Source organism: Rhodococcus sp. NPDC057529 (assembly GCF_042802055.1).
Lineage (GTDB): Bacteria > Actinomycetota > Actinomycetes > Mycobacteriales > Mycobacteriaceae > Rhodococcus_F.
Window position 1 is genome coordinate 1 of record NZ_JBHVEY010000004.1, and the last position, 16,150, is coordinate 16,150.

The window sequence follows — 16,150 nt, forward strand, 5'->3', positions numbered from 1 at the left end:
CCACCGACCTGGCGACCTCGAGCAGCCTCCGCATTCCCAGGGGGAGTGCGGTCGCGGTCTCGTCGCGCAGATGCGACAGTCCCACGACGTCGAGTGCGCGTTCCGCCTCGGCGATGTCGGCGGCGCGGACCCTGTGATGACGGGGAAGCCGCAGCACGGTCGAGAACATCGATACCCGGTCGGTGCTGTACCGACCGGAGGCCACGGCCTCGAGGACGGTGACGCCGTCGGGGATGTCGGGTGTCTGGAATGTGCGTGCCACGCCGCATCCGGCGACCCGTTCCGGCGCCCTGCCCTGGACCTCGGTGTCACCGATCAGGATTCGACCGCTGTCGGGGCGGTAGAACCCGCAGATCATGTTCAGCATCGTGGTCTTTCCCGAGCCGTTCGGTCCGATCAGCGCGGTGATGCTGCCCGGTTCCGCTCGCAGCGACGCGTCGTCGAGTGCCTGGTTGCCGCCGAATGCCTTCGAGATGCCGTCGACGACGAGCACCTGCCCCGGCATCGGGTCCATCGCCGGTCGATCCGTGCCTGCGGGGCGAGCGCGGGTGCCACGACCGGTCAGGCCCGCCGCGCGGTCCAACCGCGCCGTCGCCTGTGTGGCGACCTTCGCGAGGCCGCCACTGAGGAGGACGCCGCCGAGGATCAGGAATCCGCCGTAGAAGACGAGGGCGTACTGCTGGAACTCGGACGACTGGTTCGGGCCGAGTTGCATGATCGCCGCCCCGACCGCCGCACCGTAGACGCTGGTCGCGCCCCCGAGGATGCATGCCGCGAGAACTGCTGTCGCGAAGGTGAATCCGAACGCTTCGGGGGAGACGTACAGGTCGATGTTCGCGAACAGGGCGCCCGGGAGGCCACCAGGTTCCGCAGGACCGCGAACCAGAGGATCGCGACGATGACGACCACCATGTAGAACCGGTCGGCATCCACGACTTCACCGAACAGGGTGGCCGGTTCGATCCCGCTGAGTCCGTTGCGGCCGCCGGTGGTGTCCCCGAAGACGGCGATGATGTCCGGGACGAGCAGGACGAGGAAGAACGACGTCATCGCCAATGACCAACTGCCGAGCCGCAATCCCGGGATTCCGGTCACGATGCCCACCGCGAGCGCGACCAGCCCGGAGGCGGTCAATTGCAGCACGATGTCCGTGTATCCGGCGATGGACATGAGCCCGGCGGTGTACGCCCCGGCCGCGTACATCGCGGCCTGGCCGAGCGCGAGTTCCCCCGCGTAGCCGAGGCTGAGATTGAGGCCGCTGACGACCAGCGCGAGGATGCAGGCGAGTTGCACCTGGCGGGACAGCGCGAAGCCCAGACCGAATTCCGGCAGGAACAGCACGAGGAGGCCGACGGCGAGCGGGAAGAGCCAGCCCGGAGCCGATCGAATCAGGCGCCACAGTGCCATTGGTTACACCACCCGTTCTCGCGTCCGGCCGAACAGTCCGGCCGGACGCACCATGAGGATCGCGATGAGGACGACGAAGACCGCGATGTTGCTGTACTGGCTGCCCAGTTCGAGAGCGGCGAACGACTCGACGAGTCCGACGGTCAGGCCACCGACCAATGCGCCGGGGAGCGAGCCGAATCCGCCGATCGCCAGTGCGACGAAGCCCTTGATCGCCAGCGCCGAACCCAGCGTGGCCACCGCGAATGTCTTGGGACCCACGAAGAGCCCGAGGAATCCGGCGAGCGCGCCGGAGAAGGCGAACGCGCCGAGGGCCAGCGCCCGGACGTTGACACCGCGCAACAGGGCGGCTTCGCGGTCCTCGGAGATGCCCAGGAGGGCGAGACCGGTCATGGTCCGGGTGCCGGCCCGGCCGAGGACGACCACCAGCACGACCGCCAGAATCAGCAGCGCGATCTCGACCGGATACGTGCGGCCGCCGAGGACCGTGATCGGGTCGTTCGAACCGAAGAACGGGACGGTGAGCGGTTCGCTTCCCCAGATCAGCTGCGTCGCACCGTTGATCAGGGTCGCCGCGCCGAGCGTGGTGACAAGCTGATTCTGGTGATCTCGGACCGGCCGGACCGCGACGATCTCCTCGATCCCGGCCAGGATCGTCACGGCGACCGTGGCCGTTACCGCGACGACGAGGATGGGCAATTTCAGGGTGACCAGGCCGGTGTAGGCGACGAAGGTGCCGACCATCATCAGCTGGGCCTGAGCGAAGTTGAACGTGTGGGACGAGATGAAGACGATGTTGTAGCCGATCGCCACGAGCGTGTAGACCGCCCCCAGCGCGAGGCCCGACCAGACGATGGTCACCGGTTTCTCCTGTGCTCGGGTGTCATGCGCTCGGGTTTCCGTACTGGCCGTTCAGGAGTGGGCTCGGCGGCACGAACTTGTACGCCTCGTCGCCGGGTTTCGACGCGTGCGAGTCGGCCGTGAAGTGATAGGACGGGGAGAACGCGGTCTCGGCGCTGTCGAGCACGTCCTGGTTCTCGAGCGCCTCGGCGAGGGCTTCGGGATCGGACGAGGATCCGGCCTTGTTCGCGGCGGCCACGACGAGCGGCAGTGCGTCGTAGTTGTCGGCGAGGATCAGCGTCGACGGGATGTCGCCCATCGCCTTCATGTTCTCGACCATGGTGTTGACGGCGGTGTCGTTCGCGTCGTAGACCGTGCTCGACAGTACGTGCATGACCAGGTTCGCCGTGGCCGGAGTGCCGAGCACGCCTTCCGGTGCAGCCTTCGAGACCAGTGACGTTCCCGCGACCGACGTGTTTCCGACGAGCGGAATGTTCCAGTCGAGCCGCTGAAGGCTCGCGAGGAGGTATCCGAGTGGTGCCCCGTAGGCGTCCACGACGAGCGCCTGCGTGCCCCGGGTCTTCAGCGACTGCAGTTGTGCGGTCATGTCGAGTGCCGCGGTGTCGTACTCCTGGGATCCGGTGCTGCTCACGCCTTCTCCGCCCAGCGCGTCTTCCATCGCCTGCCCGAACACTTCGCCGTAGGCGCTGCTCCCGTGGACGATGCCGACGGACTGGTATCCCTTGTCCTTGACGTATCGGGCGATGGTCTCGGCGTTCTCGGACGGTCCCGAGGCGAGGTCGAAGTTGAGTGGGTACTTCTCCGAGTTCGCCGAATCCTCGGTGGGCCCGATGTTGAACGAGAGGATCTTGTTCTGCGCGAGGATCGGCAGCGTCGCGGTGGTGATGGTCGACGGGCCGGAGTTGAGGAAGAGGTCGGGCTTCTTCCCTGACGCGATGGCCTCCCGCAGCGTGGACACGGCCGTGGTGGCGTCGCCGGCGTCATCGACCACGGTGATCTCCACCTGGCGTCCGCCGACGCCGCCCGCCCTGTTCACGGCGTCGGCGCTCGCTTTCGCTGCGAGCACGGACGTCTGCGCGTTGGCGGCGAGCGCACCCTGCCCGCTGATTCCGCCGGTCACGAGCACCCGGTAGGGGCCGCCGGCGGCGTCGGCGTCGTCTGCGCCCGCGCCGGAACACCCGGTGAGCGCGAGTGCGGTCGCGGCGAGCGCCGCTGTGAGAGCTGAGGATCGAATTCGCATGGGCGCCCCTTTGACGTAAGCAAGCAAGTGCTTGGTTCGGCAAAAGGTAGCAGAACTAACGGTCGATGTCCGCGGAATGTCTCACTCGGCGGGAGGATCTCGCCGAACGTGCCGATTTCAGCGAAACGACTGCCGGATCACCGGTTCTCGCCGTTCGAGGATGGTGGCGGTGTGCTGCCGGACCATGGCGTCGAGATGCTCGCCCTGCGGTGCGAGCCAGAAGTCGCCGCGGTCGATGCCCGCGAAGACCAACTCCGCGAACGTGTCTGCGTCGAGTCCGTCGGTGTCGAGCAGTTCGCGCATCTGCGTGACCATCCGGTCGACGGCCGGATGGGAGACGGCCCCGAACGGGTTGTCGAAGACGGAGGTGACGACCGGCCCGGGTGCGAGCACGCTCGCGGACACCGGGGCGTCGATCATGCTCAACTCCATCTGCAGGCATTCGGTGATCGCGACGACCGCGAATTTCGATGCGCTGTACGGCGACATCATGGGTCCGGGCGCGAAGCCGCCGACCGACGCCGTGTTGACGACGCGGCCGGTGCCACCCTGATCGAGCATCCGCGGAACGAACGCGCGGATCCCGTTGACGACGCCCGTGATGTTGACGCCGAGTGCGGCATTCCAGTCGGATTCGCCGAGTTGCCAGAGGAATCCGGCCCGCATGATGCCGGCGTTGTTGAAGAGCACGTCCACCCGGCCGAACGAGTCGAACGCGAGTTCGGCCAGGGCGTGGACGGATCGGGAGTCGGACACGTCGGTGACGCAGGTCAGGGCGCCGCCCAGGTCGGCGGCCGCGCGGTCGAGCGCGGCCGCGTCGATGTCGGCGAGCACCACCGCCATACCGCGGGCGTGCGCATGCCGGGCGATCCCCGCCCCGATTCCCGAGGCCGCGCCGGTGACGACGACAACCTGCTTCTCATCCGATTCCGGTTCCATCACCGCTCGAACGGTAGGACCGTCGCCGGCGCCCTCGGTCCGGCCCTCTCGCTCAGCGGGAGGGATTCACGTGCCGCGACCCCACAGCGGTTCGAGGTCGGGGCCCTCCTCGCCCTGCTGCGCACCCCGGAAGCGTGCCGCGAAGACGATCCAGCCGATGGCGGCCATCAGCAGGAAGCTGACCAGCCGGTACACGACGATCGCGGACACCGCTTCGGAGCCGGCCATTCCGCTGGCGGTCAGGGCGGGCACGAGCACGGCGTCCATGACACCGAGCCCCGCGGGCAGGAGGGGGATGGCGGAACCCGCGGCGTTCCCCGCCGCGTACGCGACAGCGAGGCCGGCGAACCCGGGATGGGCGCCGACCGCGTAGCACGCGAACGCGAGGCACGAGGCGTCGGCGATCCAGTTGAACAGCGACCACCCGAAAGCGCGGGCCGTGTCGCGGCGATCCATCCGGACGGCGCTCATCTGGTCGACGATGTGCTTCCACTGGCGAACCCCGGTCAGCGGAGGCTTCTTGCGCAGCGCGTTGACGCCGCGCAGCGCGGTGATGCCCACGCCCTCGAGCGCGTCGGGCCGCGACGCGGCGTACTGGGCCACGACGAGGAAGGCACACAGGCCGCCGAACGTGAAGATCAGCGAGAACGGGTTGGTCTTGGCTCCGACGAGCAGTGCGCCCGCGAGTCCGACGAGCGCCAGGCCGATCGCCTGGAGGACACCGGCCATCACCAGTTGCCACGTCGCGATCACCGGTGACGCACCCCAGAGCCGGGTCTGCCGGTACGTGAACGTCGTCGCGAGAACCGGGCCGCCTGGCAGCGTGACGCTCATCGAGTTGGACGCGAACGTCACCGCCAGCGACTGCCGCTGCCTGATGCGCACGCCCGCGACGCCCAGCAGGCAGCGCTGCACCCGGGCGAAGCTCGACATCGACGCCAGCGACGCAACGACGGCGGCGGCCACCCATCCCCATCGCAGGTCGCCGAGGTTCTGGACGCTCTCCGACAGGTCCGGCCAGATCAGGACGATCTCCACCGCGAGTACCACGACGAGCAACCCGCCGATCACCCATTCGACACGGCGCCTGCGGGGCGTCGGGCGGGTGTCGTCGGCGTCAGTCATACGCGTCCATTACACATGGCGGGTGATCAGACCGTGTATCCGCCGTCGACGTCGAGCTTCTGCCCGGTGACGAATCCGGCGCGGTCGCCGGCGAGGAAGCAGACGGCCTCGGCGACGTCGGCGGCGGTGCCGAACCGGCGCAACGGTATCCGGCTCATCGCGGCGTCGAGTGCGCGCTGATCGAGTTCTTCGGACGTGATCAGCCGCTCGGCCATGCCGTCGGTGAGCATTCCCGGGCCCACCGAGTTGAAGCGGACGCCGTAGCGGCCCTCCTCGGCGGCGAACCCCTTGACCAGTTGTTCGATCGCGCCCTTGGTTCCGGGGGAGAGGCCGTCGCGCACCGGGAAGCGGCTGGTGGCCGCGGTCGTGACGGCGACGACGGAACCGGACGCGTCCCGCAGCGCCGGCAGGGCGGCCTTGACGACGGTGAAGAACGCGACCGCCTCCTGCTCGAGATGCTCGGCGTAGTCGCGGGGCGCGACCTCGGACAGGTGGATCATCGGGACGTGTGGTCCGGCGGCATGGACCAGGATGCCGAGGCCGCCGAAGTGTTCGACGGTCTGCTTCACGACGCTCGCGACCCGGGGCTGGTCGGTGAGGTCGGCGGAGAACGCCTGCGCGGCGACGCCGCTGCCTTCCAGTTCGCCGACGAGGTCCGCGGCGACGTCCGCGTTGGATCGGTAGGTGATGGCCACGTCGTGGCCGAGGGTCGCGAGTTGCCGTGCGATGGCGGAGCCGATGCCGCCGGTGCCGCCGGTGACCAGAGCGGCGCAGGGACGTCGGGGGGTGCTGGTGGCGGGTGTCGCCATGGGGAACTCCAAGCGTGTGGGGGAATCGCGCCCCTAACCTAGCAACTGCTTGGTTCCGGCGCCGTCACTCGCTCCGGCAGATCATGACCGGGCAGGTGGCGTGATGGAGCAGATTCTGACTCGTCGAACCCATCAGCGCGCCGAGCAGCGGTCCCCGGCCGTGGCTGCCGACGACGATCAACTGCGCGCCTGCGGAGTGACGCAGGATGACGTCCGCGGCGGCGCCCTGCTCGGCCACCCGGGTGACGGACACGTCCGGGTATCGTTCCGCCTCACCCGCGAGGCCTTCGGAGAGCAGCGCCTCCTCTTCCTGCTTGACGGCGTCCCAGTCGACGAGCATGCCGGTGCCGCCGGCGCCGAGCGTGGGGGAGCCCTGCCAGGTGTGGACGGCGCTCAACGGCGCCTCGAAGAACGACGCGAACTCGAATGCGTGACCCACCGCTTCGCTGCTGAGGTCGCTGCCGTCGACCCCCACCACCACCGGACGCTGGTCCGGCGTGGTGACGTCGCCCCGGAGGACGGTCACCGGGCAGGGTGCGCGGTTGGCCACGTGCAGCGCCGTCGAACCGACCAGCACCGAACGGAACGCGCCGGCTCCCGTGGACCCGAGCACGATCAGCCGCGCCCAGTCGGCGGCCTCGAGCAGCGCGGTGCCTGCCGGACCGGGACTGATGGTCGTCTCGATCTCGAGACCGGGAAACTTCGGCCCCAGCAGCCTCTTCGCCGTCCCGATGATGGCCTCGCCGTCCTCGCGCAACTGACTGAGGAACTGCGATTCGAGCATGACCGCCGCCGGGCTGTACAGCGGACCGTCCTGCGGCAGCGCGTGCACCAGTGACAGCGTGGCACCCCACTTCGACGCGACGGAGGCGCCCCACAGGGCGGCGGCGGTGGAGGCGTCGGATCCGTCCAGGCCGACGACGACGGAATGACTGGCGGGTGTGCTCACGTCCGGTTCCCTTCGCTCACGCTGGTGGGTACTCCCCGACTGTGCCCTACTTCCAGACTTTTCGGGCCACCTTCTTCGCGCTCTTCCACTCCGGTTTCAGATCGGCTGCCAGTGCGTCGCCGCGATCGAGTTCGCACTGCAGCAGCATTCCGAGGCCCAGGCTCGATTCGGCGGAATGCTGATCCTCCGCGACGGCCGCGAGGATGTGCTCCCGTGCGACGACGGCGTCCTGGTAGTCGCCGAGCACGTCCTGAAAGCCCTTGAACTTCTTCTGTGCGCGGGCGGACGCCTTCGGTGCCAGTGAGCGCGTGGACTCGATCGCGTAGCGCAATCGTTTGGCGCGCTTGCGCGCTCGGTGCGTCAGTTCGTCCCGCTCGGCCCGGGTGGTCGCGGCCGCCGCCTTCCGCACGCGCCGGTGAACGGACTTCGACAACGTGCGCAGGGTTTTCGCGACGGTCTTCTTCGACGGGCCCGAGCCCCCGGACGCCTCGACGGCGGCGAGGAACGTGTCGAGTCCGGCGAGCAGGTCGAGGTAGCGCCGGGAGTTCAGAGCGGCCAGGGCCCCGGGCCGGGCTGCCGCGGCGAGTCCCGAGAAGTATTCGTCGAGGCGCGCCCGCACGACCTCCCGGTCGGGTATCTCCTCGGCCTCACCCAGCCGATCCACGAGCCGGCTCCACTGCACCTCGGTGTCCCGCGCCGGGCCGAGGGCCTGACCGACCCAGCGGAGTTCGGCGATCAACTCGTCGACCGTTTCCTGATCGCGCAGGCTGGATCCGTACACCTGGAGGACACTCCGGATCCGCCGGGCCGCGACCCGGAGGTCGTGGACGGACTCCTCGGGGTCGCGCCGCACGCCGAGGTCGGCCGTGACGAGAGAATCCTTCTGCTCGGCCAGATACTCCAGCAGCAGCGTCCGCGGCGCGGACTTCTTCTTCCCGCGCGCGGGGGGCGGGGTGCCGCCCACCGCGTCGCCGAGTGCCCGCCGCAACTTCGACGGCGCGTCCGAGCGGGTGATTCCGGCGTCGATCAGGCGGGAGTCTATGGCGTCGAACAGTTTTCGGTCACCGGCCGCGAGTTCGACTTCGATCTCCCGCCACACCCGCTCGTCGGTTCCGGTGCCCGTCTCGGGGACGGCGGCGATCACGACATCCGAGACGACCTCGGCGAGCGTCGTGCCCGCCGCGTCCACGAGCCGTTGGCGCTCGCGGTCGGTGCTGATGAGCGCGACCGGGTTCAGGGCGGCGCCGCGGGTGAAGGCCGTGAGCAGTTCCGCGAACTCGCGGGGCACCTCCGTCTCTGCGTGCTCGGGGTCGGGTGCCAGTTGCAGCTCGGTCCGTTCGTCCGCACCTGCCGGGAGCTTCAGATGCCAGCCGGCGTCGTCGCCGCCTTCCCGGCGGCGGAGCGTGATTCCGGCGCGCAGCAACAGCAGTTCACCCGTGTCGTAGTACAGGGCGGACAGCTGGACGGTATCGCGCCGGGGCTCACCGTCGACGCCCGGAAGCCCCGACAGCGCAGGGAGTTGCTGCTCGGATGTCGCTTCGTACTTGCGTTCCACTTCGGACACGGACGTCGCGGTACTCATGTCCCCATCCTTCCGGCTGAGTGCGCCGGGCGAAAGAAGCCGAGGTCACAGCGGCCAGTCGAGGCTCCGGACGCTCGTGAAGCGTCGCGTGACGCCGGAGCAGGGGTCGGCGAACTCGACGGAGCGGGCCAGCAGCCGCAGCGGCGTCGAATAATCGTCGGCGGCAACGTCGTAGAAATCGGGATAGAAGTTGTCGCCGTGGATCGGGATGCCGAGCGAACTCATGTGTACCCGCAACTGGTGCGTCTTGCCGGTGTGCGGCAGCAGCCGGTACCGGGCCGCGTCGCCGTGGACCTCGAGGAGCTCGATCCGGCTCTCGCTGTTGGCGGGACCGTCCGCCTCGTACGCCTTCAGGACCCCGCGTTCCTTGACGATTCGACTGCGGACCGTGGCGGGCAGGGCGAGATCGGGGTCATAGCGGGCGACGGCCTCGTACTCCTTGGTCACCCGGCGCTGATCGAACAGGGACTGGTAGTCGCGCCGGACCTCGCGCCGCACCGTGAAGATGAGCACCCCGGCGGTCAACCGGTCGAGCCGGTGCGCGGGTGTCAGTTCCGGGAGGTCGAGGTCTCGGCGCAACCGGACCAGCGCCGATTCGGCGATGTACGCGCCGCGCGGGGTGCTGGCCAGGAAGTGGGGTTTGTCCACGACGAGGAGATTGTCGTCGCGGTGGAGGATCTCGATCTCGAACGGCACCCGCTTCTCGACCGGCGGATCCCGGTACAGGAACACGAATCGGCGGGGTGCGAACGGCGTGGACTCGGTGATCGGCCGCCCGCGCTCGTCGACGACTTCGGCCGTGTCGACCTTCTCGCGCAGGCGGGTCTCGTCGTGCGGAAAACGTGCGACGAGGTATTCGAGCACGGTGGGCCACGCGCCGGTGTCCGGCATCCTCAGCCGCGTCGGGTTGAGGCCGTCGCGGACGGGAAGCGGGGCGTCGGGCACGTTCGTCACGGTAGTCGAGTGGCTGCGAAAACCCGTCGTTGACCGCAGGGGGACTCATGGTTACTATCCGGTAAGTTTGTGACGCGGGCCACCCTGATGGTCGCTGAGGCGCGTCATCGGAGGATTTTCACGGGGGTCGTGGTGATCGTGCGTCGATGGGCGTTTCGTCCGGGTGCGGTGGCAGTTGCTCTTGCGGTGGCGATGGGTCTCGCTGTCGTTCCGGCGGTGACGGCGTCGGCGGATCCGACGGGGGGAGCGGCGGCCGCCGCGTGGAATGCCGCGGTCGACGCGCCTCCCGAGTACCCGGTGATCGCGATCGACTGGGACGTTCCCATCACCATGAGTGACGGAACGGTGCTGAAGGCCAACGTCTATCGCCCCGCGGACGCCTCCGGCAAGCCGATCGACGCGAAGATGCCGTCGATCCTCAATGTCACCCCGTACACGAAGCTGGTCGGCAACGTCGTCGATTCCGTGCTCACGGTGCCCGGGCTCGACAGCACGGTCGTCGACATCGTGAACTCCTTCGATCTCGCGGGAACGCCGTTCGACGGCGTCGGCGAGTTGTCGAAGGTGCTCACCGGCGGTGGGATGCGCGTCTTCGGCGTCAACCGCGACCTCGTCCGGAACGGATACACCCAGGTGGTGGTCGATGCGCGCGGCACCGGCTTCTCCCAGGGCGAATGGCAGGCGCTCGGTCCGCTCGAGCAGCAGGACTCCGTCGAGATCATCGACTGGATGAGCAGGCAGGGGTGGTCCGACGGCACGGTCGGGATGGCGGGGGTGTCGTATTCGGGAATCAACTCGCTGCAGGCCGCGGGGCATCGGCCACCGGCGTTGAAGGCGATCTTCCCCACCGAACCGGGCAACGATCTGCTCCGCGACATCGTCGGGACGGGCGGTGGCCTCGGTGTGGGATTCATGCCGCTGTGGCTGTCACTCGTCAACGGTCTCAAGTTCGTTCCCGACGTCCAGGCGCTCGCGCAGGGGAACTTCGACGAACGGTGGCTGCAGGACCGGTTGCGCGATCCGCTGACGCTGTTCCCCGCACTGATCCAGGCGATGACCGCGTCGCAGATCGGCGATCTCGACGCCGGGACGCTGCGGGTGGCGCAGGACGGCCAGTTCTACGAGGAGCGGAAGGCGCAGGCGGGGAACATCGACGTGCCGACCATGCTCTACGGCGCCTGGCACGACATCTTCGCGAACAGCGAACCGCGGGTCTACAACGACATTCCGCTGCCCGCCGGCGAGAAGCAGCTGATCATGAGCGACGCCTACCACGTCTCGTTCGGGGGCGGCTTCGGCGAGCCGGGTGCGCCGCCGAGACTCGACGTCCTCGAACGCGCGTGGTTCGACAGGTGGCTGAAGGGCATCGACAACGGCATCGACGAGTACGGCCCGGTCACGCTGTATCAGCAGGGCAACGGCTGGACCACCACCGACCGGTTCCCGCGGGCCGGTGTCGACTACCAGCGGATGTACCTGTCGGGTGCCCCCAGCGGCACCGCCGGGCACGCCGCCCACGACGGCAGCCTGGTGCCGGCGACACCCGGCGACACGGCGAGGCTCACCGTCGCACCCGGACTCCGCGGGCTCTGCTCCCGCGACGGAACGCAGGGCACCGCCGGCGCGGCCGTCGTCTTCGGATCGGTGTGCAGCAAGGACTCCCGCTTCAACGAGGCCGAGGGCCTGACGTTCACCAGTGCCCCCGTCACACAGCCGACGGAACTGTCGGGTCCGGTCAATCTGCATCTCGAAACCGTGCTCGATGCGCCGGACGGATTCTGGGCGGTGACGCTGAACGACGTCGCACCGGACGGCACGTCGACCGCGCTCACCAACGGTGCGCTCACCGCCTCGATGCGGGCGGTGGACGATTCGAAGAGCACCAGGTCGGCGAACGGCGACTACACCGAACCGCACCACTCTCTGACGGTGGCCGCGCGTCAGCCGCTGGTTCCGGGTGAAGTGACGCCGGTCGACATCAACTTCGTGCCCACCGACGCGGTCCTCGCGCCGGGGCACCGGTTGCGCGTCGACGTGTACGCGGGCAGCGTTCCCCGGTATCTGCCGCTCGGACCGATTCTGGCGGACAGTCAGCTGAAGCCGCAGCACGTGGCATTGTCGCCGGACCGGCCGAGTTTCCTCAACCTGCCGCTGGTCGGGGCGCGGGCGTGGTGACGGGTTCACGCCGCGTCCCGGGATCCGTAGGGTTGACGGCATGACCAAGTGGACAGCTTCGGACATCGTCGATCAGAGCGGCCGTACGTTCGTCGTCACGGGCGCCAACAGCGGTCTGGGGGAGGTGGCCGCGCGGGCCCTGGGCAAGGCGGGAGCCCACGTCGTGCTGGCCTGCCGCAACACCCACAAGGGGGAGGTGGTCGCGCGGTCGATCGGCGACAACGCCGAGGTGCGACGTCTCGACCTGTCCGACCTCGCATCGGTGCGCGAGTTTGCCGCCGGTGTCGATTCCGTCGACGTGCTCGTGAACAACGCCGGGGTGATGGCGGTTCCGCAGCGCAAGACCGCCGATGGATTCGAAATGCAGATCGGCACAAATCATCTCGGACACTTCGCGTTGACCGGACTGCTGCTCGGCAAGATCACCGATCGGGTCGCCACGATGTCGAGTGCGGCACATCAGGCGGGAACGATTCATCTCGACGATCTCAACTGGGAACACCGCAAGTACAACCGCTGGAGCGCCTACGGCCAGTCGAAGCTCGCGAATCTGCTGTTCACGTACGAATTGCAGCGCAGGCTCGCCGCGGCCGGGTCTCCGGTGACAGCGGTGGCCGCGCACCCCGGCTACGCGTCGACCAATCTGCAGGCGCACACCGAGTCGGTGCAGGACAAGCTGATGGCCGTCGGCAACCGGATCTTCGCGCAGTCCGCGGAGATGGGGGCGCTGCCGATGTTGTTCGCCGCCACCGCCCCCGGCGTGATCGGCGGAAGTTACATCGGGCCGGACGGCCTGTTCGAGCAGCGGGGCCACCCGAAGGTGGTGGGCTCCAACAAGAAGTCGCGGGACGAGCAGACCGCGAAGGCGCTGTGGTCGCTGTCGGAGGACCTGACGGGCGTCGAGTACAAGTTCGGGTGACCCGACGCCCGCGCAGGATGCTCAGTCTTCGGTGACCTCGAGGGTGACGTCGATGTTGCCGCGGGTGGCGTTGGAGTAGGGGCACACCTGATGCGCCTTCTCCGTCAGTTCGAGCGCCTCTGCGCGCGGCAGGTGGGGGAGCGACACCTCGAGCGTCACGGCGAGGCCGAATCCGCCGCCGTCCGTGGAGCCGATCCCGACGCGGGCGCCGACGGCCGAGTCCGCGATGTTCGCCCCGGCCTGACGGCCGACCAGCTGGAGTGCGGAGTGGAAGCAGGCCGCGTATCCGGCGGCGAACAGCTGCTCGGGGTTGGTGCCGTCGCCGGATCCGCCCATCTCGGTGGGGATGGCGAGGTTCAGGTCGAGCCGGCCGTCGGACGTGCGAGCGTGGCCGTTGCGGCCTTCCCCGGTTGCGAGGGCTTCGGCGGTGTAGACGATCTTCATGGTTACTTCTCCTGTAGGGGTTGCGAAACTGTGGAGCGATTCGGTGAGGCGCGACAGGGTGTCGCGCAGGGCGACGAGTTCGTCGACGCCCATGCCCGTCGAGCGGGCGAGTGCGGTGGGGATGCCCTCCGCGGCGGCGCGGAGGCTCGCGCCCTTCTCGGTGAGGTGGATCCCGACCCGGCGTTCGTCGGCCGACGAACGCCTGCGTTCGACGAGCCCCAGCGCGTCGAGCCGCTTGAGCAGTGGCGACAGGGTGCCGGTGTCGAGATCGAGGGCGTCGCAGATCTCACGCACCCCGCGGCCGTCCTGTTCCCAGAGCACGAGCAGCACGAGGTACTGCGGGTAGGTCACGCCCAGCGCGTCGAGCATCGACCGGTATCGCGCCGTCATGGCCCGGGAGGCCGAGTACAGCGCGAAGCACACCTGGCGGTCGAGGGCGAGGTTGTCGGTCACCCCTGAATGGTTGCACACAACTAGGTTGTGCACAACCAAAAAGGTCATCGAGGAGATTGGCCTTACACTATTGGCCAGTGACACGGGGTGCTGCCTGGCGAGGATCCAGGCGGCTGAGAAGACACCCGTCGAACCTGAACTGGGTAATGCCGGCGAAGGGATGTCGCGGAGACGGCCGTATGCGCTCATCCGATGTCTCGTCGCCGACCGATCGGAAGGTGACAGCAATGCAGCTCGACAAGCAGATCGTCCTGGTGACCGGCGGTGGCCGGGGCCTCGGTTCCGCCATCGTGCGCTCGTTCGCGGCGCAGCACGCGCGGGTGGTCGTGAACTACCGCAACAGCCGGGAAGCGGCGGAGGAACTCGCGGCATCCCTCGGTGCGGACCGCGCGGTCGCACTCGGGGCCGACGTCACCGATGCCGCGCAGGTGGCGGCACTGTTCGCCGCCGCGGAAGAGCACTTCGGATCGCCGGTGACCACCGTGATCAACAACGCCCTCGCCGACTTCTCCTTCAACGGCGACGCACGCGCCAAGGCGGACGTCATCACGTGGGAGGCCTTCGACTCGCAGTTGCGCGGCAGCGTGCAGGCGACCCTGAACACCACGCAGGCCGCGCTGCCGGGCATGCGCTCGCTCGGGTTCGGCCGCATCGTGAACATCGGAACCAACCTGTTCCAGAATCCCGTCGTCCCGTACCACGACTACACCGCCGCCAAGGCCGCCGCGCTGTCGCTGACGCGCACCCTCGCCGCCGACCTCGGGCCCGACGGCATCACCGTCAACATGGTCTCGGGCGGGCTGCTGCGCACCACCGACGCGAGTGCCGCCACCCCCGACGAGGTGTTCGACCTCATCGCGGCGAGCACTCCGCTGCAGCGGGTCACCACCCCGGACGAGTTCGCCGACGCGGTCCTGTTCTTCGCGTCCCCGTGGTCGCGGTCGGTGACCGGCCAGAACCTCGTCGTCGACGGCGGACTGGTCAAGGACTGACATGACCGACACGAGGCAACTGCACTTCAACGCCTTCCTCTTCGGCTGCGGGCACCACGGCGCCGCGTGGCGGCACCCCGCCTCGCAGGTGGAGCGGCTCAGCGACATCGCCTACTACGAGGAACTGGCGCAGACCGCGGAGCGGGGTTGCCTCGACGCGGTGTTCTTCGCCGACGGGCATTCGGTGCGCGACCCCGCGTCCGGGGGCATGTGGTTCCTCGAACCGCTCACCGCGCTGTCCGCGATGGCACGGGCAACCGAGCGGGTCGGGCTCGTGACGACCGTGTCGACCACCTTCTACACCCCGTTCCACGCCGCGCGGATGCTGGCGTCGCTCGACCACATCAGCGGCGGCCGCGCCGGCTGGAACGTGGTGACGTCGATGTTCGACGCCGAGGCCCGCAATCACGGTCTCGAGGAGATGCCGCCGCACGACGACCGCTACTCGCGGGCCGCGGAATTCGTCGACGTGGCACTGGCGCTGTGGGATTCGTGGGAGCCCGACGCGCTCGTCCTCGACCGGGAGGGCATCTTCGCGGATCCGGCCAAGGTGACACCGATCGGGCATCGGGGAAAGCATTTCCTCGTCGCCGGCCCGCTGACCGTGCCGCACTCGCCGCAGGGGCGCCCCGTGCTGTTCCAGGCGGGCGCGTCCGACCAGGGCCGCGACCTGGCCGCCCGGTGCGCCGAGGGCATCTACGCCGTCGCCTACGACCTCGCGGCCGCGCAGAGTTACTACGGCGACGTGAAGCGGCGCATCCGCGCCGCGGGTCGCGACGCCGACGCGGTGACCGTGATGCCCGGTCTCGTCACCTACGTGGGTTCGACCACCGAGGAGGCGCGCCGGAAGAAGGCGGAACTCGACGCGCTCCTGCCCGTCGAACAGTCGCTGGCGCAATTGTCGATGTTCGTCCAGCAGGACTGCAGCACATGGGAACTGGACGCACCCGTTCCCGCGCTGCCGCCGCTGTCGGAGTTCACCGGGCCGCAGGGCCGGTACGACACGATCCTGCGGATCATCGAGAAGGACCGTCCGACCGTGCGGTCGCTGCTGGGCACGCTGGCGGCCGGCGGCGGGCACTGCACCATGATCGGCACCCCGGAGTCGATCGCCGACGAGATCGAGGTGTGGTTCCGCGGCGGCGGCGCCGACGGCTTCAACCTGATGCCGCCGCTCTACCCGCACGGGCTCACCGACTTCGTCGACGAGGTCGTTCCCGTCCTGCAGAAGCGCGGGCTGTTCCGCGCGGAGTATGAGACAGCGACCCTGCGCGACCATCTCCGGGGTCGCCGGTAGTTGC

Annotated in this window: 13 protein-coding genes, 2 pseudogenes and 1 riboswitch; of the genes and pseudogenes, 4 read left to right on the forward strand and 11 right to left on the reverse strand. The window is 68.8% G+C overall.

From position 1 onward, the window contains the following. From ACFU5V_RS08590 to ACFU5V_RS08630, 9 genes and pseudogenes are all read right to left on the reverse strand, one after another. Positions 1-1,407 (reverse strand): annotated as a pseudogene (locus ACFU5V_RS08590) (ATP-binding cassette domain-containing protein); the annotation flags it as partial. A 3-nt stretch (positions 1,408-1,410) separates the two neighbouring features. Next, on the reverse strand, positions 1,411-2,268 hold the full coding sequence (locus ACFU5V_RS08595; RefSeq protein ID WP_378698450.1) for a branched-chain amino acid ABC transporter permease: 858 nt from the start codon (positions 2,266-2,268) through the stop codon (positions 1,411-1,413). Between the two features lie 22 nt (positions 2,269-2,290). Next, a complete protein-coding gene (locus ACFU5V_RS08600) occupies positions 2,291-3,508 on the reverse strand; it encodes an ABC transporter substrate-binding protein (protein ID WP_378698452.1) in 1,218 nt (405 codons plus the stop codon). A gap of 117 nt (positions 3,509-3,625) precedes the next feature. Next, entirely contained in the window at positions 3,626-4,450 is an 825-nt protein-coding gene (locus tag ACFU5V_RS08605; RefSeq protein ID WP_378698454.1) for an SDR family NAD(P)-dependent oxidoreductase, read from the reverse strand. A 63-nt stretch (positions 4,451-4,513) separates the two neighbouring features. Beyond that, positions 4,514-5,572 (reverse strand): YbhN family protein, encoded by a 1,059-nt coding sequence (locus tag ACFU5V_RS08610; RefSeq protein ID WP_378698456.1) that lies wholly within the window; start codon positions 5,570-5,572, stop codon positions 4,514-4,516. Between the two features lie 26 nt (positions 5,573-5,598). Next, the gene (locus tag ACFU5V_RS08615) at positions 5,599-6,381 is read right to left on the reverse strand and encodes an SDR family NAD(P)-dependent oxidoreductase (RefSeq protein ID WP_378698458.1); all 783 of its coding nucleotides are present in this window, start codon (positions 6,379-6,381) and stop codon (positions 5,599-5,601) included. 64 nt (positions 6,382-6,445) lie between these two features. Next, a complete protein-coding gene (locus tag ACFU5V_RS08620; protein ID WP_378433790.1) occupies positions 6,446-7,330 on the reverse strand; it encodes a universal stress protein in 885 nt (294 codons plus the stop codon). A gap of 46 nt (positions 7,331-7,376) precedes the next feature. Then, positions 7,377-8,912, reverse strand: a complete 1,536-nt coding sequence (locus tag ACFU5V_RS08625; RefSeq protein ID WP_378698460.1) for a CHAD domain-containing protein — start codon at positions 8,910-8,912, stop codon at positions 7,377-7,379. A gap of 45 nt (positions 8,913-8,957) precedes the next feature. After that, positions 8,958-9,857, reverse strand: a complete 900-nt coding sequence (locus ACFU5V_RS08630; RefSeq protein ID WP_378433792.1) for a pseudouridine synthase — start codon at positions 9,855-9,857, stop codon at positions 8,958-8,960. Between the two features lie 96 nt (positions 9,858-9,953). On the opposite strand from ACFU5V_RS08630, the gene ACFU5V_RS08635 reads away from it, so the two are divergent. Then, positions 9,954-12,041, forward strand: coding sequence for a CocE/NonD family hydrolase (locus ACFU5V_RS08635; RefSeq protein ID WP_378699059.1), 2,088 nt, complete (start codon positions 9,954-9,956; stop codon positions 12,039-12,041). A gap of 40 nt (positions 12,042-12,081) precedes the next feature. Then, positions 12,082-12,960, forward strand: a complete 879-nt coding sequence (locus ACFU5V_RS08640; RefSeq protein ID WP_378433793.1) for an oxidoreductase — start codon at positions 12,082-12,084, stop codon at positions 12,958-12,960. A 21-nt stretch (positions 12,961-12,981) separates the two neighbouring features. Here the strand turns inward: ACFU5V_RS08640 and ACFU5V_RS08645 are convergent, their stop codons facing one another. Both ACFU5V_RS08645 and ACFU5V_RS08650 read right to left on the reverse strand, forming a co-directional pair. After that, positions 12,982-13,404: an organic hydroperoxide resistance protein gene (locus tag ACFU5V_RS08645; protein ID WP_378433794.1), complete on the reverse strand. Its 423-nt coding sequence runs from the start codon at positions 13,402-13,404 to the stop codon at positions 12,982-12,984. A 6-nt stretch (positions 13,405-13,410) separates the two neighbouring features. Further along, positions 13,411-13,857, reverse strand: a pseudogene (locus ACFU5V_RS08650) (MarR family winged helix-turn-helix transcriptional regulator); the annotation flags it as partial. 73 nt (positions 13,858-13,930) lie between these two features. Beyond that, a riboswitch (TPP riboswitch) is annotated at positions 13,931-14,035 on the forward strand. A gap of 49 nt (positions 14,036-14,084) precedes the next feature. On the opposite strand from ACFU5V_RS08650, the gene ACFU5V_RS08655 reads away from it, so the two are divergent. Then, positions 14,085-14,849 (forward strand): 3-oxoacyl-ACP reductase, encoded by a 765-nt coding sequence (locus tag ACFU5V_RS08655; RefSeq protein ID WP_378433796.1) that lies wholly within the window; start codon positions 14,085-14,087, stop codon positions 14,847-14,849. Position 14,850: 1 nt separating this feature from the next. Further along, complete coding sequence (locus ACFU5V_RS08660; RefSeq protein ID WP_378698462.1) at positions 14,851-16,146, forward strand: LLM class flavin-dependent oxidoreductase; 1,296 nt, start codon at positions 14,851-14,853, stop codon at positions 16,144-16,146. Positions 16,147-16,150 lie beyond the last annotated feature (4 nt).